The sequence below is a fragment of the Streptomyces sp. NPDC102441 genome (genome assembly GCF_044765585.1).
GTDB lineage: Bacteria > Actinomycetota > Actinomycetes > Streptomycetales > Streptomycetaceae > Streptomyces.
Window position 1 is genome coordinate 19,435 of sequence record NZ_JBIWKH010000001.1, and the last position, 26,202, is coordinate 45,636.

25 protein-coding genes are annotated in these 26,202 nt (G+C 68.3%); 14 read left to right on the top strand and 11 right to left on the bottom strand.

Annotated features, from left to right (window positions below; translation table 11 throughout):
* Positions 1 to 18: 18 nt before the first annotated feature.
* The 4 genes from ACIREO_RS00075 to ACIREO_RS00090 all read left to right on the top strand — a co-directional run bounded on the left by ACIREO_RS00075 (position 19) and on the right by ACIREO_RS00090 (position 3,251).
* Entirely contained in the window at positions 19 to 564 is a 546-nt protein-coding gene (locus ACIREO_RS00075; RefSeq protein WP_404102768.1) for a hypothetical protein, read from the top strand.
* Between the two features lie 207 nt (positions 565 to 771).
* Complete coding sequence (locus ACIREO_RS00080) at positions 772 to 1,134, top strand: hypothetical protein (protein WP_404102771.1); 363 nt, start codon at positions 772 to 774, stop codon at positions 1,132 to 1,134.
* 106 nt (positions 1,135 to 1,240) lie between these two features.
* Positions 1,241 to 1,828 carry a hypothetical protein gene (locus tag ACIREO_RS00085; RefSeq protein ID WP_404102774.1) on the top strand — a complete coding sequence of 196 codons (588 nt, stop codon included), beginning with the start codon at positions 1,241 to 1,243 and terminating at the stop codon, positions 1,826 to 1,828.
* Positions 1,829 to 2,180: 352 nt separating this feature from the next.
* Positions 2,181 to 3,251 (top strand): (+)-(1(10)E,4E,6S,7R)-germacradien-6-ol synthase, encoded by a 1,071-nt coding sequence (locus ACIREO_RS00090; RefSeq protein WP_404102777.1) that lies wholly within the window; start codon positions 2,181 to 2,183, stop codon positions 3,249 to 3,251.
* 140 nt (positions 3,252 to 3,391) lie between these two features.
* Here the strand turns inward: ACIREO_RS00090 and ACIREO_RS00095 are convergent, their stop codons facing one another.
* The 3 genes from ACIREO_RS00095 to ACIREO_RS00105 all read right to left on the bottom strand — a co-directional run bounded on the left by ACIREO_RS00095 (position 3,392) and on the right by ACIREO_RS00105 (position 5,499).
* Entirely contained in the window at positions 3,392 to 3,583 is a 192-nt protein-coding gene (locus ACIREO_RS00095; protein ID WP_404102779.1) for a DUF397 domain-containing protein, read from the bottom strand.
* Positions 3,580 to 4,431, bottom strand: a complete 852-nt coding sequence (locus ACIREO_RS00100) for a helix-turn-helix domain-containing protein (protein ID WP_404102782.1) — start codon at positions 4,429 to 4,431, stop codon at positions 3,580 to 3,582. Before ACIREO_RS00100 ends, ACIREO_RS00095 begins: the two co-directional genes overlap by 4 nt.
* Before the next feature lie 258 nt (positions 4,432 to 4,689).
* Positions 4,690 to 5,499 carry an SDR family oxidoreductase gene (locus ACIREO_RS00105; RefSeq protein ID WP_404102784.1) on the bottom strand — a complete coding sequence of 270 codons (810 nt, stop codon included), beginning with the start codon at positions 5,497 to 5,499 and terminating at the stop codon, positions 4,690 to 4,692.
* A 69-nt stretch (positions 5,500 to 5,568) separates the two neighbouring features.
* Here ACIREO_RS00105 and ACIREO_RS00110 point away from each other — a divergent pair, with 69 nt between their 5' ends.
* Positions 5,569 to 6,354 (top strand): helix-turn-helix domain-containing protein, encoded by a 786-nt coding sequence (locus tag ACIREO_RS00110; protein WP_404102787.1) that lies wholly within the window; start codon positions 5,569 to 5,571, stop codon positions 6,352 to 6,354.
* 27 nt (positions 6,355 to 6,381) lie between these two features.
* Here the strand turns inward: ACIREO_RS00110 and ACIREO_RS00115 are convergent, their stop codons facing one another.
* From ACIREO_RS00115 to eccB, 8 genes are all read right to left on the bottom strand, one after another.
* On the bottom strand, positions 6,382 to 6,768 hold the full coding sequence (locus ACIREO_RS00115; protein WP_404102789.1) for a hypothetical protein: 387 nt from the start codon (positions 6,766 to 6,768) through the stop codon (positions 6,382 to 6,384).
* A 227-nt stretch (positions 6,769 to 6,995) separates the two neighbouring features.
* Positions 6,996 to 7,295, bottom strand: a complete 300-nt coding sequence (locus tag ACIREO_RS00120) for a WXG100 family type VII secretion target (RefSeq protein ID WP_404102792.1) — start codon at positions 7,293 to 7,295, stop codon at positions 6,996 to 6,998.
* Between the two features lie 63 nt (positions 7,296 to 7,358).
* Positions 7,359 to 7,712: a WXG100 family type VII secretion target gene (locus tag ACIREO_RS00125; RefSeq protein WP_404102794.1), complete on the bottom strand. Its 354-nt coding sequence runs from the start codon at positions 7,710 to 7,712 to the stop codon at positions 7,359 to 7,361.
* Positions 7,713 to 7,788: 76 nt separating this feature from the next.
* Positions 7,789 to 9,045, bottom strand: a complete 1,257-nt coding sequence (locus tag ACIREO_RS00130) for a S8 family serine peptidase (protein ID WP_404102796.1) — start codon at positions 9,043 to 9,045, stop codon at positions 7,789 to 7,791.
* Between the two features lie 25 nt (positions 9,046 to 9,070).
* Positions 9,071 to 10,795 (bottom strand): hypothetical protein, encoded by a 1,725-nt coding sequence (locus ACIREO_RS00135; protein WP_404102799.1) that lies wholly within the window; start codon positions 10,793 to 10,795, stop codon positions 9,071 to 9,073.
* Complete coding sequence (locus ACIREO_RS00140; protein WP_404102802.1) at positions 10,792 to 11,229, bottom strand: hypothetical protein; 438 nt, start codon at positions 11,227 to 11,229, stop codon at positions 10,792 to 10,794. Before ACIREO_RS00140 ends, ACIREO_RS00135 begins: the two co-directional genes overlap by 4 nt.
* A 164-nt stretch (positions 11,230 to 11,393) precedes the next feature.
* The gene (gene mycP, locus ACIREO_RS00145) at positions 11,394 to 12,641 is read right to left on the bottom strand and encodes a type VII secretion-associated serine protease mycosin (protein WP_404102805.1); all 1,248 of its coding nucleotides are present in this window, start codon (positions 12,639 to 12,641) and stop codon (positions 11,394 to 11,396) included.
* A gap of 11 nt (positions 12,642 to 12,652) precedes the next feature.
* The gene (gene eccB, locus ACIREO_RS00150; protein ID WP_404102808.1) at positions 12,653 to 14,182 is read right to left on the bottom strand and encodes a type VII secretion protein EccB; all 1,530 of its coding nucleotides are present in this window, start codon (positions 14,180 to 14,182) and stop codon (positions 12,653 to 12,655) included.
* Positions 14,183 to 14,365: 183 nt separating this feature from the next.
* Here eccB and eccE point away from each other — a divergent pair, with 183 nt between their 5' ends.
* The 9 genes from eccE to ACIREO_RS00195 all read left to right on the top strand — a co-directional run bounded on the left by eccE (position 14,366) and on the right by ACIREO_RS00195 (position 26,182).
* Entirely contained in the window at positions 14,366 to 15,706 is a 1,341-nt protein-coding gene (eccE, locus tag ACIREO_RS00155; RefSeq protein ID WP_404102811.1) for a type VII secretion protein EccE, read from the top strand.
* Positions 15,703 to 16,413 (top strand): hypothetical protein, encoded by a 711-nt coding sequence (locus tag ACIREO_RS00160; protein WP_404102814.1) that lies wholly within the window; start codon positions 15,703 to 15,705, stop codon positions 16,411 to 16,413. The genes eccE and ACIREO_RS00160 overlap by 4 nt, the downstream gene beginning before the upstream one ends.
* A gap of 84 nt (positions 16,414 to 16,497) precedes the next feature.
* Positions 16,498 to 16,731 (top strand): DUF397 domain-containing protein, encoded by a 234-nt coding sequence (locus ACIREO_RS00165; RefSeq protein WP_124274972.1) that lies wholly within the window; start codon positions 16,498 to 16,500, stop codon positions 16,729 to 16,731.
* Between the two features lie 332 nt (positions 16,732 to 17,063).
* Positions 17,064 to 20,045 (top strand): SCO5717 family growth-regulating ATPase, encoded by a 2,982-nt coding sequence (locus ACIREO_RS00170; RefSeq protein ID WP_404102816.1) that lies wholly within the window; start codon positions 17,064 to 17,066, stop codon positions 20,043 to 20,045.
* Between the two features lie 197 nt (positions 20,046 to 20,242).
* Complete coding sequence (locus tag ACIREO_RS00175) at positions 20,243 to 22,117, top strand: ABC transporter substrate-binding protein (protein ID WP_404102819.1); 1,875 nt, start codon at positions 20,243 to 20,245, stop codon at positions 22,115 to 22,117.
* Positions 22,118 to 22,120: 3 nt separating this feature from the next.
* Positions 22,121 to 23,212, top strand: a complete 1,092-nt coding sequence (locus tag ACIREO_RS00180; RefSeq protein ID WP_404102821.1) for an ABC transporter permease — start codon at positions 22,121 to 22,123, stop codon at positions 23,210 to 23,212.
* Entirely contained in the window at positions 23,209 to 24,129 is a 921-nt protein-coding gene (locus ACIREO_RS00185) for an ABC transporter permease (RefSeq protein ID WP_404102823.1), read from the top strand. The genes ACIREO_RS00180 and ACIREO_RS00185 overlap by 4 nt, the downstream gene beginning before the upstream one ends.
* The gene (locus ACIREO_RS00190; RefSeq protein WP_404102825.1) at positions 24,126 to 25,187 is read left to right on the top strand and encodes an ABC transporter ATP-binding protein; all 1,062 of its coding nucleotides are present in this window, start codon (positions 24,126 to 24,128) and stop codon (positions 25,185 to 25,187) included. Before ACIREO_RS00185 ends, ACIREO_RS00190 begins: the two co-directional genes overlap by 4 nt.
* The gene (locus ACIREO_RS00195; RefSeq protein ID WP_404102828.1) at positions 25,184 to 26,182 is read left to right on the top strand and encodes an oligopeptide/dipeptide ABC transporter ATP-binding protein; all 999 of its coding nucleotides are present in this window, start codon (positions 25,184 to 25,186) and stop codon (positions 26,180 to 26,182) included. The genes ACIREO_RS00190 and ACIREO_RS00195 overlap by 4 nt, the downstream gene beginning before the upstream one ends.
* Positions 26,183 to 26,202: the final 20 nt, after the last annotated feature.

A 26,202-nucleotide genomic window follows, 5' to 3' on the forward strand; every position in this document is an offset into this window, starting at 1 on the left:
CCACCCAAGAGGAACAATATGAAACGATCAGCACTGACGGGAAACGCTGACCGAAGGCTTCTTCCCTCGATTGTCGGGGTGATGATCTTGGCGGTCATCAGCTCAGCCTGCGCGGCGGACGCGAAGTCGTACGAGACTCCGGAATCACTCTGCGGGACACCTGTTCCTTCTAAGCTCCTAGATCCCTTCATGACGCCAGGGAAGAAGGTATCAACAGTATCACGTAGCGAAACAGAAGGCATTAGGAGGTGCCGCCTATACGTAGACGACAAGGAAATTCTATCAGCCAGCACCTTGTGGATTAGCAGGGATACGTCCTTGCTCGAAGTAGCCGCTATGGCGTACAACAGCGTCGATCCCGGCGACAAAAAAACAAAAGACGGTAGGTATATATACTCAAAGACGGGTGCCATCGGAACGGTGACATGCCAACCTCCCCCCACGCCCAATGAAAGAGTATTTGCAAGTATTAGAATTTCAGGAGGTAAGCCCGACGCGGAAGCCCTCAAGAATCTTATTCGCGAATATTCCGAGAAGCTTGCAAATTCCGACCATTGCTCATAGCGGGCACTTATGATCCACCCAAATCATGAAGCAGATTCCTCTCCTCGTAAGCGAGTGCCTCTAATTTTCGCCCTTGCAGCAGCTCTGGCCGTCGCACTCGTGAGTTGCTCAGAGGGAGCCGAGCCTAATTACAGCGTACCGACTGCTCTGTGCGGCACATCCATTCCCGCGGGACTGCTGTCCCCTGTACTCCCCGGAGGCGAAGAGGTGTCGGAGAAGTCCGAATCACCTGCTGACGGGGTCGAGCGCTGTCAAGTCTTGGTGGACAACAAGGTTGCACTAGTGGCGAGTCAAGAGTGGTGGAATGACAAGCCGAATCTGACAGAAATAGCACAGGGCCAGGCTTATGTAGAGCCTGAGAATTTTTCGAAAGACGGGATGTACATCTACTCCAAACGGGGCGCGGTAGGAAAAGTAGAGTGCGCAAAACCGATCCGCCCGGGGAACGAATTGTTCGCCGTAGTTCAGGTACCCGAATCCGGAAGAGCAAATGAAACCGCAGTGAAGAAGATCATCGCGGAATTCAGCACAGCTCTGAGCTCCTCGAATAAGTGCACAGGCAGCGATTGAACCAATGTTGCGATCGTGCGACGCAAAGGCCGAGCGCCATGACAGCTGCACTCCTTGAATCTACGGTCCGGGCGTAAAGGAAATCTGGGCGTTGAATGCTTTGAATGTGGTTGTTTTTGTGCTGGCTGCCGGACTCATCGCCATGGGGTGCGTCAAGGCGGACCGAGTCCGCGGGTGGCGAGAGTCGTTCAATCCATCGGCGCCCGAGCTCCCCGATTCCGCCTTCGTCGCGGCTCGCGTCGTCCTCTTCGGCATGGCGGGCATCGGCATCTTTTCGGGGTTCCGGTTCATGGCCGTGGTCGCCAATGGGGAGTGGAGCGATGACGAACTGTCCAGCGCGGTCAGCCAGGCCACGGCAGAGCTGGACGGTACTTCGCGCTTCGGCGACATCTTCGGTGACGACAGCGGCTTCGACGAGGAGTTCTCGACGATGATCGAGGAAGAGGTCGTCGAGAACGGCGGCGGTGGTGCCCCGCAGGATGGTGTGGGGGCCAGCGGCGCAGCCGCGAACAAGCCCTCCGACGCCGACTACACGGTCCAGGCCGCGGGCACGGACGCGGCCTTCTGTGTACACGTCGTACGCACGCCGTCGAAGGACGGGGACTACAAGCCCCCTGGCATCGCAGGAAACCCGGGCACGGTGACCGTCCCGAATTTCGACTTCGCGGTGACGAGCCGCGAGGGTGAGTGCTGACGACGTCTCCTTCGAAGCGGCGCCTCCCGCCAGGCCGTCCCCGCGCCACGTCGTCGGCGCTCCCGCGCAGGCGGAACCGGGTACTCCACCACCGAATCGGTGAAACCCGAACTGACAAGAGGCACTTTCGGGCCAACTGCGCGCCGAAGCCCATCAGCCGCAAACGATGCGCGATCGACCGCTTTCGCACCTCTCAAGGGCGCCGGAGACGCGTCCGGATGCCTGACCCCAGGCTGAAAACGGCAGGGGCCCACCGGCCAACCAGGCTGGAAACGGCTGTACCCGTTCCCCGTACACCTTGCTAACTTCCGGGTCTCAGAGGCATTGAAAAGCACATGTGAAAGGGCGGTACATGACCTCCCCAGCTCCAGCGCCGAAGATCCCGCAACTGTGGGTTCCGCTCCCCTCGGGGATCCACCCGAGTTGGCGTGAGATCGACGAACGCTCGGCCGCCTGGCTCGATCGGTTCGGCCTCTTCTCCGACCGAGCGCAGCGCGAACGGCTGACTCGTATCTCCGTAGGCGAGATAACCAGCCGCGGCGCCCCCTCCGGTCGCGTCGCGGCCTTGCAGTGGACCTCGGACTTCCTGATGTGGCTCTTCGCGTTCGACGACGAGTTCTGCGACGAGGGGCCGGTCGCGGCGTCCCCTGATGCAACCCTGCTCATCATCACCAAACTCCAACGCATCGTGGACGTCCCCTGGGCAGCACCCGCTGACGACAACTACAGCGCCGCGTTACGTGAACTGCGCCTGCGGCTGGACGACTTCACCACACCCGTGCAGACCGCCCGCTGGGCGGCCAGTTTCCGCGCCTACCTCCAAGGCCAGATCTGGATGGCCGCCAACAGCGCAGCAGGGCGGATTCCCACCCTCTCCGACCACCTGGCGGTCCGGCTCGACTCCTCCGGAGTCAAGATCTTCTCGACCCTCAGCGAGATCATCCACGGATACGACCTCCCTGCGGCCGACTACGAACGCCACGATGTCCGGGGGTTCGTCGAGATCTTCGCCTCGATCATCGGCTGGTCCAACGACCTGGTCTCGTACCACAAGGAGCGTCAACGCAGTCAGGAGGGATACGGGAACATCGTCGACCTGATCGCGTACGAGCGGAAGTGCACGCTCGACGAGGCGGTGAGCGAGACCGCCATGATGCACACCCGTGCCATGGCCCTCTACCTCCGCCTCCGTGACCAGATCCTGCGCGACGCCGGTCCCGACCTCCGTCGGTGGATCGCGGACTGCGACTCCTGGATCCGCGCCGACTACGACTGGTCCCTCACCACCAATCGCTACGTCAATCCGGAGAACCCTGCCGACCTGCCCGCCGGCAGCGCCACGTCCCCCTTCCAGGAACGGGAAGCGGACCAGCCTCTGCCGATCGCCAGCATCGCCTGGTGGTGGAATCTCGTAAAGGACTAGTCACCACGGGTTCGACGTCATCTCGTTCGGTACGGCCAGCAGGCTGTCGGCCGTACCGGATGGGTTGGGGGGCTTCCTCGGCAGGCACCACCGTGGGCGGTGGCGGGGAGCAGGTCAAGGGGCTGCCCCACCAGACTCGTTCAGACCGATGAGCCAGCTGCAAGCGTGGTGAATGCCGACCAGGCACCCAGGGACACGCTCAGTGGACGCTTCTGCGTGCACTTCGAGTCCCGGACGAGGACGGTCGCGTGGTGTGCCGCCACTTCGACGCAGTTGTCGCCGGAGCTGCCGCTGTAGCTGCTCTTGAACCAGGCCGGCTCTGTAGTACTCATAGTGCTCCTCGCATCTGCTCCAGCAGGCTTACGGTGGCTTCGCGGCCGAGGGCCTGCGAGCGCAGCTTGCCATAGCGCTGGAGCATGGCGCTCACGTCTTTCGGTGACGTGATGAGAATGCTGGACTGCTGACCCTCGGAGTAGCCCACCCACTCGTGCTGCTGGGTCTCGGCCAGGTACATCAGGCCATCGATACCAGCGTGGTCGTACTGGCGCAGGGGCATCACCTGGATCTCGACGTTTCGCCGCATGCTCTGTTCAAGCAGATGCTCCAAAAGTTCGCGGATGACATCGGGTCCGCCCATGTGCCTTTCCAGCAGCGCCTGTTCGATGATGAAGCTGAATGCAGTGTTCGGCCTGTCGGTCAGGAGTTGCTGTCGTTCCAGCCGGGCGGTCACCTGATCCTCGATCTGCTCACCGGACAGGGGTGGCAACCGTCGTTCGAAGATCGCCCGGATGTACGCCTCCGGCTGCAACAACCCTGGGATCGCCCGGCACTCGTACGCGTACAGGGTGATCGCCTCCTCCTCGATCCCCGCCCACTGCCGGAACCACGACGCCAGCCCCACCTTCCGCGTGAGGCTCCTCGCCGCCGCCGCGAGCACCCGCGCAGCCGTCGCTCCCAACACCCCCTCCGAGCGGTCCAGCAGGTCCCTCGGCGGGAACCTCTTCCCCTGCTCAATCTTGGCGATGTACGCCGCCGAGTACTGGACCAGCGGCGCGAACTGCTCCTGGGTGAGGTGGGCCTCGTCCCGTAGCGCCTTCAGTACCGCCCCGAATGTCTTGAGGCTGTCCGACAACTCCGGCTCGTTGTTGGCCGCGTCCCCGGCCCCGTTGTCCGCCCGCATAGCCACCGTCCACCTTTCCGTGCCCGTGCCCGCTCAGTGCTGGACCCGACCGTGCTGCCTGGTACAACGCTGACGCCGCCTGCGGTCACGGGCAGTTACCCACCCAGTCCACAGGGTCGACCAATACAACGGATTCTGTATCAGCGCGGGCCCTGTGGACCTTCGGTTGCGTCCGAGTCACCCAGCCGGTGTGGGGCTTCGCGCTGGTGCGTCTTCGGCGCGAACTGCCGTTGCCCGCTTGATTCGCCGTAACGCCTCTCAAGCCCGACTGGCGAGAGGCCGCCAGGCATTCCAGGTGTCGAGTCGCTGTCGGTAGGCGGCCTCGACCACGGGATAGGGATATTCACCGAGGAAGAGCCGCAGAGGCGGCTCGTCGGTGTCGACCAGTTCGAGGATGACGTCGGCGGTCGACTGCGGATCCTGAGGTGCGCGGGCGGTGGCGCCGGCCCGGCGGGCCTCGCGGATGGGTTCGTAGGCGGCGATGGGCTCTGTGTGCACCGCTGATGCGCCGGACCAGTCGGTGCCGTAGGGGCCGGGTTCGACGATCGTGACGTGGATGCCGAGCGGACCGACTTCCTGGGCGAGCGCCTCGCTCATTCCCTCCAGTGCCCACTTGGACGCGTTGTACAGCCCGAGGGTGGGGAAGGCGGCGAGACCGCCGATGCTGGACACCTGCACGATGTGCCCACTCCCCCGGGCACGCAGGAGCGGCAGCGCGGCCTGCGTCACCCACAGTGGACCGAACAGATTGGTGTCGATCTGGGCGCGGGCCTGTTCCTCGGTGGTCTCCTCGACCATGCCGAACAGACCGTAGCCCGCGTTGTTGACGACCACGTCGAGGTGGCCGAAGGTGTCGGCCGCGCACTGCACGGCGGCGGTGACAGCGGCCCGGTCGGTGACGTCGAGACGGAGCGCCAGGACGCTGTCCCCGTAGGCGTCGACGAGGGGGCGCAGGGACTCGGGGCGGCGGGCCGTGGCGGCGACGCGGTCGCCGCGGGCGAGGGCGGCTTCGGCCCAGATCCTGCCGAAGCCGCGGGACGCGCCGGTGATGAACCAGGTCTTCTTCATGCCTCGACCCTGCGCCCTCCGCCGGTCCGCAGCCAGCACCCCGGGAGGGTTACGGTTACCCTCCCGGCTATGGCGACCGACAACGTCCTGGGGAAGTTCCTGAAGGCCCGGCGGGGGCAGGTTCCGCCCTCGCACGCGGACCTGCCCACCTCTGGCCGACGCCGGGTCGCGGGGCTGCGCCGGGAGGAGCTGGCCCGGCTGGCCGGTATCAGCGAGCCGTACCTGACCAGGCTGGAACAGGGCATCGACCGACACCCGTCACCACAGGTCCTGCGGGCGCTCGCGCGGGCGCTGGAACTGGACGCCGACGCCACGGCGTACGTCCTGGCGCTCGCCGCCCCGGACCCTGTACGGCCTTCGGAGACCGAGGTCACCCGGGACGTGCACCAGTTGCTCGACGCCTGGGTGGACAGCCCCGCGTACGTACGCAACCGGCGCTTCGACGTGCTGGCCGCGAACAAGCGCGCACGCGCACTCGCCCCGATGTATGAACCCGGGCACAACCTGGCCCGGGACATGTTCCTCGCCCTCGAGGTCCGTCAACTGCTCACGGACTGGGCAGAGATCGCTGCACAGACCGCAGCGGCTCTGCGTGCCGAGGCAGACCCACGCGATCCCAGGACCATGGCGCTCGTCGCCGAGCTGGAGGCGAACGAGGACTTCCGCCGCCTGTGGGCGCGGCACGAGGCGCGGCCCTCGCGCGACGAGCTCAAACGGTTCGCGCATCCGGTCGTCGGGGAGCTGTCCCTGCGCCGGCAGGCGCTCACTGTGGGCGGCGCCGAGGAGCAAGTCGTCATCGTCTACCAGGCGTTGCCCGGGAGTCCCTCCGAGGCCGCGCTCGCCCGGCTTCCGTGACGGAGGCCAACGGCCGCCGCGAGGTGTTCAGGTTCTGCGGCGCTGGCGGGCGAGGGCTAGAGCGGTGGCGCCGAGCACGAGTACCGCTGCTACTCCGCCGAGGATGAAGACCAGTTGGTTGTCGTCGCCCTTGTCCGAGCTGGCGCCTGCCGCGACGGCGTCGTCAGCCTTCGCTGTCTTCTCAGGCTTGGCCGAAGGTGAGGCGGACGGGGCGGGTGAGGCTGTGGAGCCGGACGTCTTCTCGTTGGTGAGAGGGCTGATGTCCGGGGCGCCGGGAGTTCCCGTGCCCCTGAGGATGTTGACGGCCGGGCGAATGATGCCGTGCCCGATGTAGTTGCTGAGTGTGCCCTTACCACTGCTTCGACTGCGCGTCTGCGGCGACCGCGGTGGGAGCGGTCCCCGCGAGGCCCACACTCAGCACAGCGGTCACAACCATCGTGCCGAGCAGGCGTCCTCGCATTCCGAGAGACATGCGGCGCCTCCGGGTCTGGCTCATTCCTGCTGTCATCCCGGCTTCCGAACCTTCCCTGTACCTACTTCGACCATCAGCAGAGCCGGCAGTCAGGACGGTCTCACGACGCACGTCAGGGTGGGCACCTCCCGTGCGTGCCCACCCTGATCTGTTTGTTCTCTGCCGACTTCTACTCGAAGTTGGCCCGCGCCCGCTTGTCGCCAGCGTGGTAAGCAGCACCTGCGTCGCGCACCTTGCGAGAGATCTCGGAAAGGGCGGTGTGGATCCCCGTGGCTTCGCTGTCCCAGCCGGCCTGCGCCGTGTCGTATGCAGACTTGGCCTCACCCTGCCAGAGCTCGGAGACGTTGGCGATCATCCGCTTGATCGCCGCAAGGTCTTCCTGAAGCTGCTTGCTCTGCCGGTCGATGTCCCCGGCTGCCTGCTCCAGGCTCGCGTAGGTGACAACCATCGTGCCGTCGTCGGTCGGCATACGGTCCTCCAGTTCAATCTAGTTCGGTGTGATTGCCCGCACGGCGTACGGGCAGAGCGAGGCTCAGAGAGAGTTGAGAGCGGAGGTCTTGGCCTCCTGGCCGCCCGAGTGGCCGGGGACGACGTCCACGCCCTGGAGAGCCTGCCTGATCTCGTCTTCGTTGTTGCCCGAGATGGTCCTGGCCGCCTTGATGGATTCCTGGAAGTTGGTCAGGCGGACGGCGATGCCGTTCATCCGCAGGTTGATGTCATTCTGCTTGGCGTTGAAGGCGTTGGCCCCGATGCCCTTCCAGGCACCTTCCAGACTGTCGATCGTCGCGTTCAGCGTCTTCAGCTGGCCCCTCACCGACTCGAATCGCCTGCCGAGCTCACCCTCGAGCTTGAGGAGCGCGTCATCTGAAAGCTTCTGATCTGCCATAGTTCTGGCTTCCTTTCTGGTGCTCTTGTTCGGTCCGGCGTTCCCGCCGGGGGTACATACGAGGAACTACGGTCGGTCAGGCGGTACGGCGCTTGCGAACCAGCGCGAAGGCGCCTCCGCCGAGCACGAGCACTACTGCCACTCCGCCGAGGATCAGGCCGAGTTGACTGTCGTCATCCTTCTCCGTGCTGGAGCCTGCCATAGCGGCGTCCTCAGCCTTCTCCTTCTTCTCAGGCTGTGACGAAGCTGATGCGGATGCGGCGGGTGAGCCTGTGGAGCCGGACGTCTTCTCGTTGGTGAGAGGGCTGATGTCCGGGTCGCCAGGCGCCCCCTTACCCTTCAGGATGTTCATAGAAGGGCGAATCAGGCCGTGGCCGAGGTACTTGCTGAGCGTGCCCTTGTCCCAGTCCCGGCTGGCAGTGTCAAAAAGTACGTTGAGGACTTGGTTCGCAGTCCAGTCGGGGTGCGCGGACCATAGCAGGGCTGCCGAGGCAGAGGCGATCGCGGTGGCTGCGCTGGTGCCACCATCTCCATCGCAATAGCTCTGGAAGGTCGAATCACACCAGCGAGGGATATCGTTACCCGGAGCCGCAATATCCACAATGTTGCCGCTTTGCGAGTACTCGGCCACTTTGCCTTCACGATCAGCAGAGGACACACCCACTACCTGCGGGTATGCAGCGGGGTACTGCTCCTTGTTATTTTCTTTGGCATTATTTCCCACACCAGCGAAAAATAGCTTCCCTTTACTCTGCGCATACTCGACGGCCCCACGCTCACCATCAGTCGGGAAATCGCTAGCGAAGGACATGCTAATGATCTTCGCGTCACTGTCAGCAGCTGCATGGATAGCGTCCTCGGTGTCATGCGCATTAACCGAGTGTTGGTTCTGGAACTCCGTATCAGTGATCCGCAAGGGGATGATCTTGACGTCGGGGGCAAGACCTTGCAGACCACCGCCTGCGCCAGTTCCAGCAATTAGCTCAGCCATGGTCGTGCCATGCCCGCGATAATCGTCATGCTCATCGCCATCGGCTCCCGTAGCATCAAAGCCTTCGAGGACCTGCCCCTTCAAAGAGGGTGACGACGAGTTAACGCCAGAGTCGATGACAGCAACCTTGACGCCTTCACCCGTGGCTGTCTTCCACATCTCCTCGGCCTGCATCGCGCTGAGGTACCACTGCTTCGACTGCACATCTGCGGCAAAGGCAGAGGGAGCGGCCCCCGCGAATCCCACACTCCAGGCGGCGGCCACAGTCAACGTGCCGAGCAGGCGCCCTCTCAATCCGAGAGGCATACCGCGCTTCCGGGTCTGGCTCATTCCTGCTGTCATCCTGACTTCCGAACCTTCCCTGTACCTACTCGATCACCGGCGGTGCGGTTCCACGCCGGCCCGCCTCCCATGTCTCTCTGTCTTCCGTCAGGTAGTCCGGGCGCGGCGTGCCGTCGTCCTGGTCCTCGTCGCGGGAATCCTTCCGACCCGCCGGGCCGCGCACGAGCCCTGCGCCTCCGGCGGTGAAGCCTTTCGCGCCCGCGCCTGGCCCTGCAGCGCCTCCACGAGGCGTGCCAACAACTCCCTTAGTGCTGGGGGTGCCTCGCCCACCGGGACGCGATGTGTTGCCCGTTCCGGTGGCTCCGACTACACCCCGCTGGCCGACGCCGCCGACAGGGCCACCTGTCTTGGACGTTCCTCCGGCTCCGATAACCGTGCCGCGCGGGACACCACGAGTGCTCCCGGGTGCCCCCGCGCCGGGAGCGGCACGCTGAGGGTTCCCGCCGACGATGCCGCCTCGGCCGGCACGCGGGCCGGTGGCTCCGGGCGTACCTGTGCGGCTTGTTGCTGTGGGCCTACCGCCGGTGACGCCGGACCGGCCAGCAGCGGGGGACTGTGGCCCGCCGCCTCCGCGTCCGCCGGAGGCCGAGCCCCCGCTCATGGGCGATGGACGCCCCACCGGAGGCGCAGTGCGACCGTTTGCCGCTGGACCGCTACCTGCTCGGGTACCACCGGCCCCTGGCTGGCCAACAGCTCTGGGCGCACCTGTAGTGCCCTGAGGCCCCCGCGAACTACTCGTGGCGGGGTTCACAAAGCCAGGCCCCATGGGAAGGTTCGGTCCTCCCCCAAACACGGCCGGACCGGTAGTCGGTACGGGAGAAGGTGTGTTTGGAGAGGTCACCGGCGGCGGCGCGGTGTAGACGCTATTGATCTCTGTCGAAACACCCTTGTCCAGGACGGGCGGTGTTACACGAGGCTCGATCGCTGCTTGGCCGCCGGTGCCACTAGATTCCGCTCTGCTTGCGGAAGCATGGCTCGCGGCCTCCTGTGACACGCCGTTTCCCGCCGCTCCGGGACCCGCTGATGAGCTTTCCGAGCCGGTCGTGGGATTGATGTATCCACCCGGCCGAGGCATCGCCACATCAAGCTTCTTGTCGAACCGCGGCGGCTCCTGCCCCGCCAGCGTCTCCCCCGCGACCGCGTAGTACGAGGCCAGCCGGTTCGCCTGGTTGATGGCCTCCTGGCGGTCCTTCTCGACCTTCAGCGCCGCCGCGTACTCCGGGTTCGTCTCGACCCGCGCCGGGCTCTCGATATCGTCCGGGGACTTGCGGATGAAGCGGCTGTCCCTGGGCGGAAGGGAATTCCGCACCGAGGCGAGGCCCGTGCCCGCGACCGTGATCTGCGTGCCGGCCGCCTGCGCGAAGTCGCCCAGCTTCTCGGCATGAGCGACCAAGCCCTTACCCCAGCCCTGGAAGGCGATTCCGGACTCACCCTCCCAGTCCACCTCCGCGATGAAGTCGCCCAGCTCTTTTGCTGCGTCACTGATCGCGGTCCGCGCCTTCAGCAGCGCCTTGCCGGCCTCCTCGAGATGCTCCGGGTTGGAGTTCTCGATCAGGTCGATCATCGCGTTGAGGTCATGGCCCTCGAAGGACGTCCGCCCCGAGGGGCCGGGGCTCCCGAAGCCGAACGCCTCCATCATGCCCTGCATCTGGCGTTGGACGTCCGTGACGATCAACTGCCCCTGGACCCGTTCCGTGTCCTGCTGCTGCTGTTCTGCGGGGGTCAGTTCCGGCTTGTTCGGTTCACTCATTCGGCTGCCCACCCCGCGTCGCTCTGCTTGTCAGCGTTCTCAGGCTTGCCAGGCTTGTCCGCCCGCGCCTTGTCGTGCTCCGCGTTCAGACGCGTCTCGATCGCGTAGAACCGCCGCCGCGTGTCGTCGTCCACGTTGTCGAAGCCGACCGCCGCCGCGTGCACGCCCAGGCTCAGGTATTCGATCTGGTCGCCCAGCGACTTCGAGAGCGTGACGAGAGAATCGTGGACGCGGTTGTACTGGGTGTAGAGCCCGTCCGCTTCCGCGAAGTTTGTATTGCCGCCGCTCAGGGCGTTACGCGACACCGTCTGTGCCGCGACCTTCGACTTGCCGGCCGGCGAACCCTCGAGGTCTGCCAGCAACGCGTTCACTCGCTTCTGGAACTGCTCCAATGCGCCTACCCCGCGCCGGAGATCTCCCTTTCCTTTGGCCACGTTGCTGCCCTTCCCCGTTTCCCCGTTTGCTCAGGCCGTTTCGCGTTGCTATCGCACGCGCGTGAACAGCACTGACCCCATAGCATCACTGTAGCCAATGGCACTGACAGGGCCAACCGTCTTGTCCGTCACGTAACTTCCCGGACGCCACCTGCCGCCGGCCCTCACGCACCGCCCGGTCGCCCCAGCCGCCTTCGCCTGTCGCGTACGGCCACTGCCGCGCCCGCGATGGCGGCCACCAGGACGCCCCCGCCCACCACGACATAGGTCGCCAGTCGCGCGTTGCGTTCGTCGGCGGTCTCGCCCAGTTGGAGGGCGGCCGGGACCGGTGCCTCGCCCTTGCTCACGCCCTCGTGTGCCACCGGCTCCTCAAGGGGCTTGTCGTCCTCGGTCAGGGCGCGCACGGGGTCGACGACGCCCCAGCCGACCAGGTGGTCGTGGCCCGCGATCGAGCGTTCCGCAGTCTGCTCGATCTGGGCGACGATTTGCTCCTGTGTCCAGTCCTTGTGCTTGGCCTTGACCAGGGCCGCGACCCCAGCGACGTACGGGGCCGAGAAGCTGGTGCCGTTGTCGGAGCAGTGTCCCCCGCCGGGAACGGTGGAGATCATGTCTACGCCAGGTGCTGCGACGCCCACGAATTCGCCGGACTGGGAGAAGGCTGCTCGTTCGTTGTTGCGGTCCGAGGAGGCGACGGCCAGGACACCGTCGAAGGAGGCCGGGTAGGTCTCCTTGACGTTTCCGCCCAGCCCGTCGTTGCCCGCCGAGGCGACGACCACGATGTCCTTGGCCAGAGCGGCGTTCACCTCCTGCTGCAGGACAGGGGCGGGCTTCACGGCGTTGGCCGTGTCCTGGGAGATGTTGATGATGTCCGCGTTCGCCTCGTTGGCGGCGTAGCGGATGGACTCTGCCAGCGTCTCCGCCGTGCCGTGTCCCTCGGCGTCGTTCTGCTGGATCGGGATGATCGTCGCGTCCGGAGCGAGGCCGGTGAAGCCGGTGCCCTTCACCTCTCGGGCGGCGATGATGCCGGCGACCTTGGTGCCGTGGCCGACGACGTCGGTGGTGCCCTTCTCGTTGCCACGTTCGATCTTGGTGCCGTTGTCGTCCTTGAGGTTCTTCGGCAGGTAGTTACGCCCGCTCCCGGCATCCACGGCCTTCGTGAGCTGCGGGTTCTTGACGTCGACGCCGGTGTCGATGACCGCCACCCGTACGCCCTTGCCGGTGGACTGCTCCCACAGTTCGTCCATCAGCACGCGTTGCAGTGCCCAGGGACGCCCCGCGTACTTCTTCGAGGGGAAGGTGCACTGGGTGGAGTCCTCCGCGGCTGCGGGGAGCACAGGCAGCGTGACGAGGACGACGGCGGTGGCGGCTGCGGCTGTCAGGAGGCGCCGCCGGTACGAGGGGTGCGTGGTCACCTGGTCGCTCCTCACGAACCCTGCGGCTGGCGGGCTGCGCCGGTCGAGAGGCGGGGTCCCGTCGGCAGGAAGGCGGACCAGACGGCAGGAACGGGCGCGGGCTCGACGTCCTTGTACCCGAGATGGTTCTGCGCCTGCTGCGCCTCCTGCTGGCTCTGCTCCCTCTCCTCCTTCGTGCCGGACTCACCGATTCCGGAGTCGTCCTCCACGCTGTCGCCGTTGGACTGCATCGCATAGCGCAGCCCGGTGTCGGTCACCAGGAAGAGAGGACCGGATTCGGGGCTGGCCCCCTTGAACTGCCGGAAGAGCTGCCCGGATCCGGGGGTGACGTAGGCGCTGCTGGAGCCGGTGGGGAGCGTCGCGGGGAAGCTTGTGCCCGCCCAGGTGCTGAGCGTGCTGGCACCGCCCTTGTCGGAGACTCCGCGCAGGACGTTGCAGACGGTGTTACGGCTTCCGCTCGCCGTGCTCGCCGAGTTGACGGCCTTCGACTCGCTCGTGGGCCAGTTCCACTTCTGCCCGAAGGCCGCACCGGGCTTGAACGCTCCGGCGCTGACGTGCTTCGTCTTGCCGTCCTGGTCGAGGCCGACCAGGGCGCGACTGTTGAGCAGGAGCTTGGCAACGAAGTCCGACACCGGGGCGACCCGGCCCGGCAGGACGACGTACTGCTGGGTCCTGGTGCCGGCGGTCGCCGCGAGGACCATGCCCACCCTGTTGTCCTCGTCCTGAAGCACCCCGGGGACACCCGCTGCGTCACCGGGCGATCCCTCGATGGTGGGGAAGTTCACCGCGTCGCCCTTGTGCAGCGTGGCGAGCCAGTCGGCGGACACCCGCTGGGGGGCGTTCCGGTCGAACAGGGCGCGCAGCAGCAGCTCGTCCTTCTCCACCGGGTACGCCGTGCCCGTGGCGTCCACGATGTAGCGGGTCTTGTCGGGTCCCGGGCCCTCGACGTACGTCACCTCGCCGCCCCGCAGCTTGCCTGTGCCCTCGGTCTTCTGCTGCTCGCGCTCGGCGAAGACGAACGCCGCCTTCTGGATGGCCCTGCCGCCTTCACCGGGCCGCTCGCAGACGGCCCACCGCTTGGTGGAGCCGGCTTCCTTCGCGTCGGGCAGACGGTCCGGGGCGTACGGGATGCCGATGGTCGCCCCGTGCGGGATCTTGCCGCCGTCGAGGACCGATTCGTCGACGTTGACGACGGTGCCCTTGTCCGGGGCGAGGAGGAGCTTGGCGCTGGACATGTTCAGGACGGGGTGGAGCTGCTTCTTGCCGTCTGTCACCAACACCACGTAGCGGGTGGTGGATTTGCTGGCGATGATGACGTTCTCGTACGGGGTGTCCCACTTCTGGGGCGCCACCGGCTTGAACATCCCCCAGGCTCCGAACACCGCCAGGACGACCACGCCGACGATCGCTCCGGGCACCACCGCGCGAAGAGGACGCGGCGCCCCCTCTTCCGAGCCGGACGGGTGGGGCTGCAGGAACTGTGCGACCAACCTCCGCTTCGCGAAGGTGTAGGCATTGAGTTCGTCCCGCCGTGATGCCATGTGCGCGCTGCCCCTTCTCCCCTGTGGGCGACCAGGTTCCCACACCCGCCGTGGACCGCTGCCGCCGACCGGGACCCCTACTATGCCTGTTGGCACTTGGCTCTCACCCCTCAGGTAGGGTGATCGCCCGATCAACGCCCGTGAAAAAAACGGTGAATACGGACACGAGGGGGCAACGCGGCGATGGCTGCAGCGACGGGCGAACGCACCAGACGGTCCACCCGGCAAACGCCCGGCCCTTCCCGGCGGCAACGCAGCAACGGGCCGGACGGACCGGCTCCCCGTCAGTCGGCGGGCACCCCTGCTGCGACCACCCTCCATTCGATCTCCAGGACCGGCCGCGTCGGACCCGCGCTGCGGCAGATGGTGCTGGTCGAGGCGGCCCTGGCAGTCGCCGTGGTGGGTGCCGCGCTCGGCGGCGCCTGGATGATTCCCGCCGGCGTGATCGCCGCTCTGCTGATCCTTCTCGCGGTGGTACGCCGCCGGGGCAGGGCAGTGCAGGACTGGCTGTCGACCGTGTCGTCCCTCCGCCGCCGCAGGCGGACCGCCGTGGCGTCCCCCGCCGAGACGGAGCCGCAGTTGGCTCCTGTGACGGAGAACGTTCCGGGGTTCGCTCCCTACATCTATGTGGACGGTTCCCGCCGCACGGTGGGCATGATCGGGGACGGCACGTTCCTGACGGCGGTCGTGCGGGTGGAGGCGAGCGGTGAGTCGCTCCGCCAGGCCATGGGCGCCCGGTCGCTTCCGCTGTCCCTCCTGGGTGACGCGCTCGCCGTGGACGACATCGTGCTGGAGTCGGCGCAGCTCGTGCAGCAGGTACGGCCCGCTCCGGCGCCGCATCTGCCGGAGCGGTCGGTGGCCAGGCTCTCGTACGCCCCCCTTCAGGACCGGACCGGGGCGCCCGCGCTGCGGATGACCTGGGTGGCGGTGAAGCTGGATCCGGAGCTGTGCCGGGAGGCCGTCGAGGCCCGTGGTGGCGGGATCGGAGGAGCGCAGCGCTGCCTGGTGCGGGTCGCGGACCATGTGGCGAGCCGGATCACCGGCGCGGGGTTCCGTGCATCGGTGCTGGACCAGGACGAGCTGAACTCCGCCGTCGCCACGTCCGCGTGTGCGAACCCCATCCTGTCGGCGCGCGCCGGGCGTCCGGATGCCGCGCCGCAGCGGCGGACGACGGAGACCACGCGCGTCTGGCGCTGCGACGACCGCTGGCACACGACCTACGCGGTGGACCGCTGGCCCGAGCTGGGCCGGGGGGCGACTCCGCTCCCGCGGCTCGTCGCGCTGCTGACCTCGGTGCCCGCATACGCGACGACGTTCAGCCTGACGGTGCGCCGTGGTGCACACCAGGGGCACATGTCCGTGCGTGGCCATGTGCGGATCACCGGCGGCTCCGACACCGAACTGGTCGGAGTACGAAGGATATTGGAGCAAGCCGCCCGGCACGCGGAGGTCGGTCTCGTACGGCTGGACCGCGAACAGCTGCCGGGTGTCCTGGCCACGCTCCCGCTGGGAGGCGCGCGGTGACGAAGCACATCGCTCCGAGGCGGGGGCTCCTCGGTCCCCGCCATGCCGGCCACACCCTGGCGGCGGACCATCTGGGCGCACTGTCGCTGCCGGTGGGGGACGACGGCGTGATCATCGGCGACGACGCCGAAGGACGCCCGCAGATGATCGGGTTCCACCGGCCGGCACCGTACGACGTGCTGCTGATCGGCGGTCTGTGGACGGCGCAGGTTCTGGCGCTGCGCGCGGCCGGTACCGGGGCGCGGGTCGCGGTCGAGACGGGCCGTACCCAGGCGTGGACCACGCTGGCGCAGGCTGCCGGCGCCGGTCTCGAGTGCATCTCGCTCCATGACGTGGGCCGGGTTCCGCCGACCGGCGCGACGGTCGGCAGCCCCGTGGTGGTCGTACGCGACTGCGGTATGCGCCCGCCGCGCGGCCGGGTGGTGTCCTCGCCGTGGCAGTCGGTGCTGACACTGCTGCCCTATCTGAGCCCCGTGGCACCCCGGTTGATGCGGGCGGCGACGCTCGTGGGTGTGCAGCGGGTGTCGCCGACGGAGGCGGAGCAGATCGGCCGGATCCTGGGTCTGGCACGGGCCGAGAGCGAGGCGCTGCCCACCCTCGCGGACGGTGTCACGCTGTGGGTTGCGGGCCGTGAGCACCACTGGGTGATGACCAGTGCGACGGACGTGGAGACCGGACTGCTGGGCACCGCTCGCAGGATGGACTGAATCCTGTCCCGTTCGCTCCCCGGACCGGCCGATTTTCAGGATCATGGCGGGGGAACGACACAGTTCGACCGAAGGGACGTGCGCATGGGCACCCAGCAGGAAAAGGACGAGCTCTACGCTCTCGACATCTCGGATGTGGAGTGGCTGAGCGCACCCGGTACGGAGAATGTGGAGGAACGCGTCGAGATCGCGCACCTCCCGGGAGGTGCGGTCGCCATGCGCTCGTCGCTGGATCCGGAGACCGTACTGCGCTACACGGAGGCCGAGTGGCGCGCGTTCGTGCTGGGCGCCCGGGACGGGGAGTTCGACCTCAAGTAGGCAACCGCACGGTGCGGGGGCGGCTGTCCGTGACTGCCGCCCTCCCGCCGTGTCCGGCCATATCCCGGTGCGCGACAATTGGCCCGTTCCTTCATGTTCTGCCGCGCTCGCTCCGTGCGGGAGCCGCGCGTGACCTACTGGACAGTTGTCGCGAGCGATACGGCCTGCCGTAGTGCGCCCCATGGCGATTAGGGTGGGTGGGGGCACGGCAGAGGAACCTGCGGGCAGGCACTGCGCGTCGCAAGGGGGAGAGCCGGGCGGACCGGACAAAACGGGAACGGTCGCCCCCACCCACCACGGCACAAGGGTGCTCGACCACACCAGGAGGCAAAGTGAACGGCGATCGGGACGAGATCAACGGGGGATGGAACACGCCCGTCGACGAGTCGTCCGACGCGGATCCCGCCGAGATGACGGGTGAGTTCACCATCGACTACACCCCGCCCGCCTGGTACACGCAGAACGCGCCGGGTGACCCCTCGGGCGGTACGGGGTCGCACCTGGCGCCGCCCCCGCCGCCGCAGGGCGCGCCGTTGCCCGTGCCGGGGCCGCAGGCTTCCGGCGGATACGGCTGGCCGCCGGTTCCGGCCGCACCGTCCGAGGCGGCGTCGCCCGCCTCGTCCGAGCCGCCCTCGCCTTCCTACGAGCCCGCTCCCCGGGCACCGGTGCAGGCGTCCTCCTACGAGCCCGCGCCCCCGAAGACGGCGTCGGCTTCCCCCGCAGCGGGTTCCGAGGAGCCTGCCGCCGCGCCGGACCCCTTCGGTGGCGGCGATGTGGAGAGCGGCGCCACCATGCGGTTCTCACCTGCCGCGCTGAAGCAGGAGATCGCCGAGCGCGAGGCGGCCAAGGCCGGTGCGGAGGCCGAGCCCACGGGCTCCGGTTCCGCCGGATCCGCGCCTGGCTCCGCCCCGTCCGATGCCGGCGGTTCGGCCCCGGACGGCCCCGTGAAGGAGCAGGACTCCGCAGCATCCGACGAGGAACCCGAGACGTCCGGAGCGCCCGGAGCGTCCGAGGACTCCGAAGAAGACGCCGGTGAGACCGGCACCCCGGGGGCGGACGTGGCGCAGGCTCCCGTAGGGGACGCCGGCGGCCGGGCGGAGACGGACGACGAGGAGACCGACGAGCCCTCGGACTCCGTGCCGGACGCGGCGCCCCAGGACACACCTCCGGCAGGTACACCGCCGGGGGGCACACCGTCCGACGGTGCGCCGCCCGCCGACGCACCGCCCGCCGACGCACCGCCTCAGGGCGCCGTGCCTTCGAACGCACCGGCTCCGTGGTCACCGGCGCCGCCCCCGCAGGGTGCGCTCCCTCCCCTGCCGCCCGCCTTTCAGCCGGCCGCGCCGCAGCCGAGCGCGCCTCAGCCCGCACCGCAGTGGCCCGCGCAGCAGTCCGCGCCCGCTCCGGCGGCCGACGCGGCGGGCGGCTACGGATTCCCTCAGGCATCGGCCCCGCAGCCGGCACCGCCGGCGCCCCAGCCGCCAGTCCAGCCCAAAGCCCCCGCGCCGCAGGGTGGTTACGGCTTTCCGCAGGCGCCGCAGCAGGGCGGTTACGGATTCCCCCAGGCACCGCAGCAGCAGTTCCCCGCCCAGGGCGCGCCCCAACTTCCCCCGGGCGCGCAGCCGCAGGGCGGTTACGGGTTCCCGGCTCCCCAGGCCGGCCAGCAGCCGCAGTTCCCCGCGCAGGGTGCCCCTCTCCCCCCGCAGGCACCTCAGCCGCCGGCCCAGGGCACGCCGAACCTGCCTGCCCAGCAGCAGCAGCAGCAGCAGCAGCCCGTGGCTTACCAGCCCCAGGCGCCCGCGCCCCAGACTCCGCCCGTCGACCCGCGCACCGGGGCCGCCTGGCCGACACCGGTCACCCACGACCAGCGCGAGCGCTCCGTGCCGGGCGCCCCGCTCGGATACACGGCCGCCGTGGAACTGTCGTCGGACCGGCTGGTCCGGGGCAAGCAGAAGGCCAAGAGCAGCCGCACACCGTCCGCCGCCTCCCGCTTCAAGCTGGGCGGGAAGAAGGAGGAGGTCGAGCGGCAGCGCAAGCTGGAACTGATCCGTACGCCGGTGCTGTCGTGCTACCGGATCGCGGTCATCAGCCTCAAGGGCGGCGTCGGCAAGACCACGACGACCACGGCGCTCGGCTCGACCCTGGCCACCGAGCGGCAGGACAAGATCCTCGCCATCGACGCCAACCCGGACGCCGGCACGCTCGGCCGACGCGTGCGCCGCGAGACCGGGGCCACGATCCGCGACCTGGTCCAGGCGATCCCGTACCTCAACTCGTACATGGACATCCGGCGCTTCACCTCGCAGGCCCCCTCCGGTCTGGAGATCCTCGCCAACGACGTGGACCCGGCGGTCTCCACGGCCTTCAACGACGAGGACTACCGCCGGGCGATCGACGTCCTGGGCAAGCAGTACCCGATCATCCTCACCGACTCGGGCACCGGCCTGCTCTACAGCGCGATGCGCGGTGTGCTGGACCTCGCCGACCAGCTGATCATCATCTCGACGCCGTCGGTCGACGGCGCCTCCAGTGCGTCCACCACCCTGGACTGGCTGTCGGCGCACGGCTACGCGGAACTGGTGCAGCGCTCCCTGACCGTCATCTCCGGTGTCCGTGAGACCGGGAAGATGATCAAGGTGGACGACATCGTGCAGCACTTCGAGACCCGCTGCCGCGGCGTCGTGGTCGTACCGTTCGACGAACATCTGTCGGCGGGCGCCGAGGTGGACCTCGACATGATGCGCCCGAAGACCCGCGAGGCCTACTTCAACCTCTCCGCGCTCGTCGCTGAGGACTTCCAGCGGGCCCAGCAGCAGCAGGGGCTGTGGACGGCGGCCGGCAGCAACCCGCCGCCGCAGTTCGCCCCGCCCATGCCGGGCCAGCAGACGCCCGGTCAGCAGGTGCCCGGCCAGCAGCCGTACGCGCCCCAGCCGCAGCCCGGTCAGCCGTACCCGGGGCAGCAGCCCTACCCCGGGCAGCCCGGGCAGCCGTATCCGCCCCAGCAGCCGTACGGGGGACAGCAGCCGTACGGCGGGCAACAGCCTTACGGGGGGCAGCAGCCTCCGCCCCAGCAGGCCGCCGCGCCTCAGCAGGCCTACCCGGCGCCCCCCGGCCAGGGTGCGCCGAACTACGCATGGCAGCAGTCGGTGCCCTCCCAGGGGCAGCCCGGCGGCAGCCCGGCCGGACCGCCTCCGCAGCCCGCGCACCACGATGGCCAGGGACATCAGCCCGGACAGCCCGAGCTGCAGGGCCCCGTTCCGCCCGACGGCTGGCAGCAGCACCCCCCGCAGCCGCCGTCGGCGCCTCAGCAGTAAGGCAGTAGAGGTCTAAACCAATGAGGGCCCGCACCGTTCACACGGTGCGGGCCCTCGTCGTATTCCCGCAGACCACACGCGGTTTGGCGGACCGTTGACGCGACTCGACCGCCGCTGATAAACCTTCGCTTCACCAGCTGGCGAACCAGAGATCTGCCCGCCTTCACCGTGCGAGTCATGACGCGAGGTCCACGTCCATGGTCACAAGATTCCCTCCACGCCCTCACCGCCCACGCGGCCGCCTGCGTGTCCTCCTGGCCTCCGGAGCCGCCGCCCTGGCGCTGGCCGCCGGATCGGTCGTGCCCGGAAACCCGTTCGGCCCCGCCCCGCAGGAGGCGCAGGCCGCCGACGGCAAGTCGACCCTCACGGTCGCGGTCGCGCAGAGCGTCGACTCCCTGAGCCCGTTCCTCGCGCAGCGGCTGGTCTCCACGAGCATCAGCCGGCTGATGTACGACTTCCTGACCAACTACGACGCCAAGGACAACCACACGGTCCCGGGCCTCGCCACGAAGTGGGAGCCGTCGGCGGACAAGCTGACGTGGACGTACACCATCCGGGACGACTCGAAGTGGTCGGACGGCGAGAAGGCCACCGCCGAGGACGCGGCGTGGACCTTCAACAAGATGATGACCGACGAGGGCGCCGCCACGTCCAACGGCAGCTTCGTCTCCAACTTCAAGAAGGTGACGGCGCCCAGCCCGGACAAACTGGTCATAGAGCTGAAGCAGCCTCAGGCCACGATGACGGCGCTGGACGTCCCCATCGTCCCCAAGCACGTCTGGGAGAAGGTCGGCGACTTCTCGAAGTTCAACAACGACACCAAGTTCCCGATCGTCGGCAACGGGCCGTTCATCCTGACGGACTACAAGGTCGACAGCTATGTGAAGCTGAAGGCCAACAAGGACTTCTGGCGGGGCTCGCCCAAGTTCGACGAGATCGTCTTCCGGTACTACAAGGACCAGGACGCGGCGGTCGCCGCCCTCCGAAAGGGTGAAGTTTCCTTCGTCGCCGGAAGTCCGGGTCTGACCCCCGCGCAGGCCGCGTCTCTGAAGACCGCCGACAACATCAAGGTGAACGACGCCCCCGGTCGGCGTTTCTACGCGCTGGCCGCCAACCCCGGCGCGCAGACCAAGGACGGCAAGAAGTTCGGTGACGGACACGCGGCGCTCCAGGACCAGAAGGTCCGCCAGGCGCTGTTCCTGGCCGTGGACCGCACGGCCATCATCGACAAGGTCTTCCAGGGCTACGCCATAGAGGGCGAGGGCTACATCCCGCCCCGCTACGGCTCGTACTTCTGGAAGCCGTCGGCCGAGCAGAAGCTCGCCCACGATCCCGCGAAGGCCGGTGCCCTCCTCGACGAGGCGGGCTACAAGAAGAACAGCGCGGGCAAGCGGACCGGCAAGGACGGCAAGCCGCTCGACTTCCGCATCCTGTGCCACGCCACCGACCCCAACGACAAGGCGGTCGGCAAGTACCTCCAGGAGTGGTGGGGCGAGCTCGGCGTCGGCCTGAAGGTCGACTGCCGCGACAACGTCTCCGACCCCTGGTACTCCGGTGAGTACGACCTCGCCTTCGACGGCTGGTCCGTCAACCCGGACCCCGACTTCGTCATGTCGATCCACACGTGTGCCGCTCTTCCGGCGAAGGCGAAGCAGACGGCGGCGACCGACAACTTCATCTGCGACAAGCAGTACGACGAGCTCTACGCGAAGCAGCTGGCCGAATACGACCCCGCCAAACGGGCCGACCTCGTGAAGCAGATGGAGTCGCGGCTGTACGACACGGGGTACATGAATGTCATGGCGTACCCGAATGCCGTCGAGGCCTACCGCACCGACCAGATCGAGTCCATCACGACCATGCCCTCGGACGCGGGCAACATCTACGGTCAGGACGGTTACTGGAGCTGGTGGTCGGCGGTCCCGGCCGCCGGCGCGTCGGGCGACTCGTCCGGCGACAGCGGCAGCTCCACCGGTGTCCTCATCGGTGTCGGGATCGCTGTAGTCGTCCTCGCCGGTGGCGGGCTGCTGTTCGCCATGCGTCGTCGTTCCACCGCGGAAGACCGTGAATAGTCCATGAGCACAGAAAGCACTCCCGCGCTCCTGAAGGGCGCGGCGGGCGTGGACGCTGTGCAGACCGACGGCCCGGCTCCGGCCGGGCCGTCGGCCCGCAGCCCACGCGCCCGCAGCACGACCGCGTACCTCCGCTATGCGGCGGGCAAGCTGGCCGGTGCGGCCGTCTCGCTGTTCGCCGTGCTCGTCACCAGCTTCTTCCTGTTCCGTCTGATCCCCGGCGACCCGGTCAAGCACATGACCGGCGGCCGGCAGGTGTCGAACGAACAGATCGCCGCGATGCGCAGGGAATTCGGCCTGGACCTGCCGATGTGGCAGCAGTTCACCGAATACTGCGGGAAGGCCCTGACCGGGGACTTCGGCACGTCGTACCAGTTCCGCGCCCCCGTCATGGACAAGATCTCCGAGGCGCTGCCCGCGACGCTGCTGCTCACCGGCACCGCGTTCGTGATCTACACGGCGATCGGCATCTGGCTGGGAGCCAGGTCCGCCTGGCGCAACGGCTCGGCGGGCGACCGCTTCCACACGGCCTTCGCGCTGACGCTGTACTCGGTGCCCTCGTTCTGGCTCGGGCTGCTCCTGATCATCACCCTGTCGGTCGGCATCGGCCCCATCCCCGGTCTCTTCCCGACGGGGGGTATGGAGTCCGGCAGCGAGAGCGGTTTCGGCTACGTCCTCGACGTGGCCCATCACCTCGTGCTGCCGGTCATCACCCTCGTAGCCGTCGAGTACGCGCGCACCCTGCTCGTGATGCGCTCGTCGCTGCTGGACGAGATGGGCAGCGACTACCTGACGACGGCACGCGCGAAGGGGCTCCGCGACGATCTCGTACGCCGCCGGCACGCCGTCCCGAACGCGATGCTGCCGACGGTGACCCTCCTCTTCGTCAACCTGGGCAACACGGTGGCCGGTGCCATCCTGGTGGAGACGGTGTTCTCCTGGCCCGGCCTCGGCGGACTGTTCTACCAGGCGCTGAGCGTGCCCGATCTGCCACTGGTGCAGGCGCTGTTCTTCATCTTCGCCGCCGCGGTGATCCTGATGAACACGCTCGCCGATGTGATCTATCCGCTCCTCGATCCCCGGGTGGGCCGATGACGACCACGACCGACGCCGCGCCGCCCATCGGCCCGCGCGCGCTGACCTGGACCCGCCGGCGCCAGGCGGCGGCCCGCTTCTGGCGGCAGTACCGCGGCCACCGCGCCGGCCTGGCCGGCCTCGCCGTGCTCGCGCTGATCGCCCTGACCGCGCTGGCAGCCCCGCTGCTGGTCGGCGCGGACTCGCAGAGCGTCACCAATGCGCCGGGCGGCCCCCTGGAGTCGCCGAGCGCCGAGTTCCCGCTCGGCACCGACCAGTTCGGACGCAGCCTGCTCGCCCTCCTGGTGTGGGGGACGCGGGTCTCGCTGACCGTCGGACTGCTCGCCGCGTTCCTCTCGGTGGCCATCGGGACCCTGGTGGGCATCACCGCCGGTCACTTCAAGGGCTGGTACGGCAATATCGTCATGCGGATCACCGACTGGTTCCTCGTGATGCCGACGCTAGTGCTCGCCATCGCGCTCGCCACCGTGCTCTCGCGGTCCCTCTGGACGACCGTCCTCGCCATCGGAGTGACGACCTGGCCGACGACCGCGCGGCTCGTGCGTGCGCAGACGCTGTCCGTGGAGTCCCGCCCCTATATCGAACGCTCCAAGGCGCTCGGGGGCGGACACGGCCACATCATGTCCCGTCATGTGCTGCCCAACGTGATGCCGCTGGTGCTCGCGCAGACCACGCTGGTGATCTCCACCGCCATCCTCACCGAGGCGACCCTCGCCTTCCTCGGGCTCGGCGATCCCACGATCGTCTCCTGGGGCGGGCTGCTCCAGGACGCCCGTGAGGCCGGAGCGGTCAGCTCCGGCAACTGGTGGTACCTCGCTCCGCCCGGACTCGCCATCGCGGTCGTCGCCCTCGCGTTCACGCTCTGCGGCCGCACCATCGAGTCCGTGCTCAACCCCAAGCTGGGGGTGTCCCGTTGACCGCCGTGAAGACCGAGAGCGTTCCGAAGCCGGAGACCGGGCAGCCGCTGCTCGACGTCCGGAACCTGCATGTCACATACGGCTCGGGGGCCTCGGCGGTCCCCGCCGTACGGGGAGTCGACCTGCGGGTCGAGGCGGGCCAGAAGCTGGGTATCGCCGGGGAGTCCGGCTGCGGGAAGTCGACGCTGGCGCTCGCCCTGCTGCGTCTGCTGCCTCCGTCCGCGACCCTGAGCGGCGAGATCCTGCTGGACGGCGAGGACATCCTCACCATGAAGTGGGGGCGGCTGCGCGCCGTGCGCTGGGCGGGGGCGTCGATCGTCTTCCAGGGCGCGATGCACTCACTGAACGCGGTGCACCGCGTCGGGGACCAGATCGCCGAGCCGATCCTGCTGCACGGCAAGGGAACCCCGGCTGCCGCACACAGGCGCGCCCGTGAGCTGCTGGAGCAGGTGGGGCTTCCGGCCGCGCGCGCGGACGCCTATCCGCACGAGCTGTCCGGCGGTCAGCGCCAGCGCGTGATGATCGCGATGGCGCTGGCCTGCGACCCACGGCTGATCATCGCCGACGAACCCACCACGGCGCTCGACGTGATGATCCAGGCGCAGATCCTGCGGCTGATCGAACAGCTCGTCAGCGACCAGGACCTCGGGCTGATCATGATCAGCCACGATCTGGCGGTGCTCTCCGACACCTGCGACCGGCTGTCGGTGATGTACGCGGGCCGTGTCGTCGAGGAGGGCCCCGCCAAGAAGGTGTACGAGAAGGCCCGCCACCCCTACAGCAGCGCCCTGTCGGCTGCCTTCCCGCGCATCGGCGACCTCTCGTCGCGGCACGCGCCACGAGGCCTGCCGGGCGATCCCCCGGACCCGTCGGCGCTGCCCTCCGGCTGTACGTTCCATCCGCGCTGCCCTGCCGCGCTGGAATCCTGCGCCACCGAGGACCAGGACCTGCGGCCGGCCGGCCCGTCCCGGCGGGCGGCCTGTGTGCTGGTCGAGCCGGAAGCCACCGCGACGCCCGGTCCGCACGGCGGTACCGAGGAAGCAAGGAGCACCCCATGACGACCACTCCCCCGGCTTCCCTCCTCAGCGCCCAGGCGCTGAAGGTGGCGTTCCCCGGCCGGCGCGGGGCGGCGACCGCACGGGCGGTCGACGGCGTCGACCTCGACATCCGCCGCGGTGAGATCGTCGCCCTGGTCGGCGAATCGGGCTGCGGAAAGACGACGCTGGCCCGGTCCCTGCTGGGCCTCGTGGAGCCGACGGCCGGCCGGGTCACCTTCGGTGGCGAGCCCCTGGACTACGGGGGCCGGGCGCTCAAGGCCTACCGCAAGCGGGTGCAGCTGGTGCTCCAGGACCCCAGTGGATCCCTCAACCCCCGCCACACGGTGTACGACGCGGTGGCGGAGGGCCTGCGCATCCACGGCTACGCGGGCGACGAGCGGGAGGCCGTGTCCGGGGCGCTGTCGCGGGCCGGGCTGCGGCCTCCGGAGCGGTTCTTCCTGCGGTATCCGCATGAGCTTTCGGGCGGTCAGCGGCAGCGTGTGGTGATCGCGGGCGCACTGGTCCTGGAGCCGGAGCTGATCGTCGCCGACGAGCCCGTGGCCTCGCTGGACGCCTCGGTACGCGGCGAGATCCTTGCCCTGCTGCTGCGGCTGCGTGACGAACTGGGCCTGTCGGCACTGGTGGTGACGCATGATCTGGGGCTGGCGTGGAACATCGCGGACCGGGTGGCGGTGATGTATCTCGGCCGGATCGTGGAGACGGGTGACGTCGAGCAGATCCTCACGGCTCCCCAGCACCCGTACACCCAGGCGCTGCTCTCCGTGCTGCCGGAGGCGGACGGCGAGCCGGTGCTGCTCACCGGTGAACCGCCGGACCCCTCGAAGGTCCCGTCCGGCTGCCGCTTCCATGCCCGGTGCCAGATCCTCGCCTCGGGAGAAGCGGAGCGCGCGGGCGTCGCGGACGCTTGCCGCACGAAGGATCTGCCGGTGCTGGAGGGGGGCGACCGGACCCAGGTCGCCTGCCACTGGGCGGCGGCGGGGGCCGGCGTCTCCTAGGGGCCTGTCGTCCAACTCCC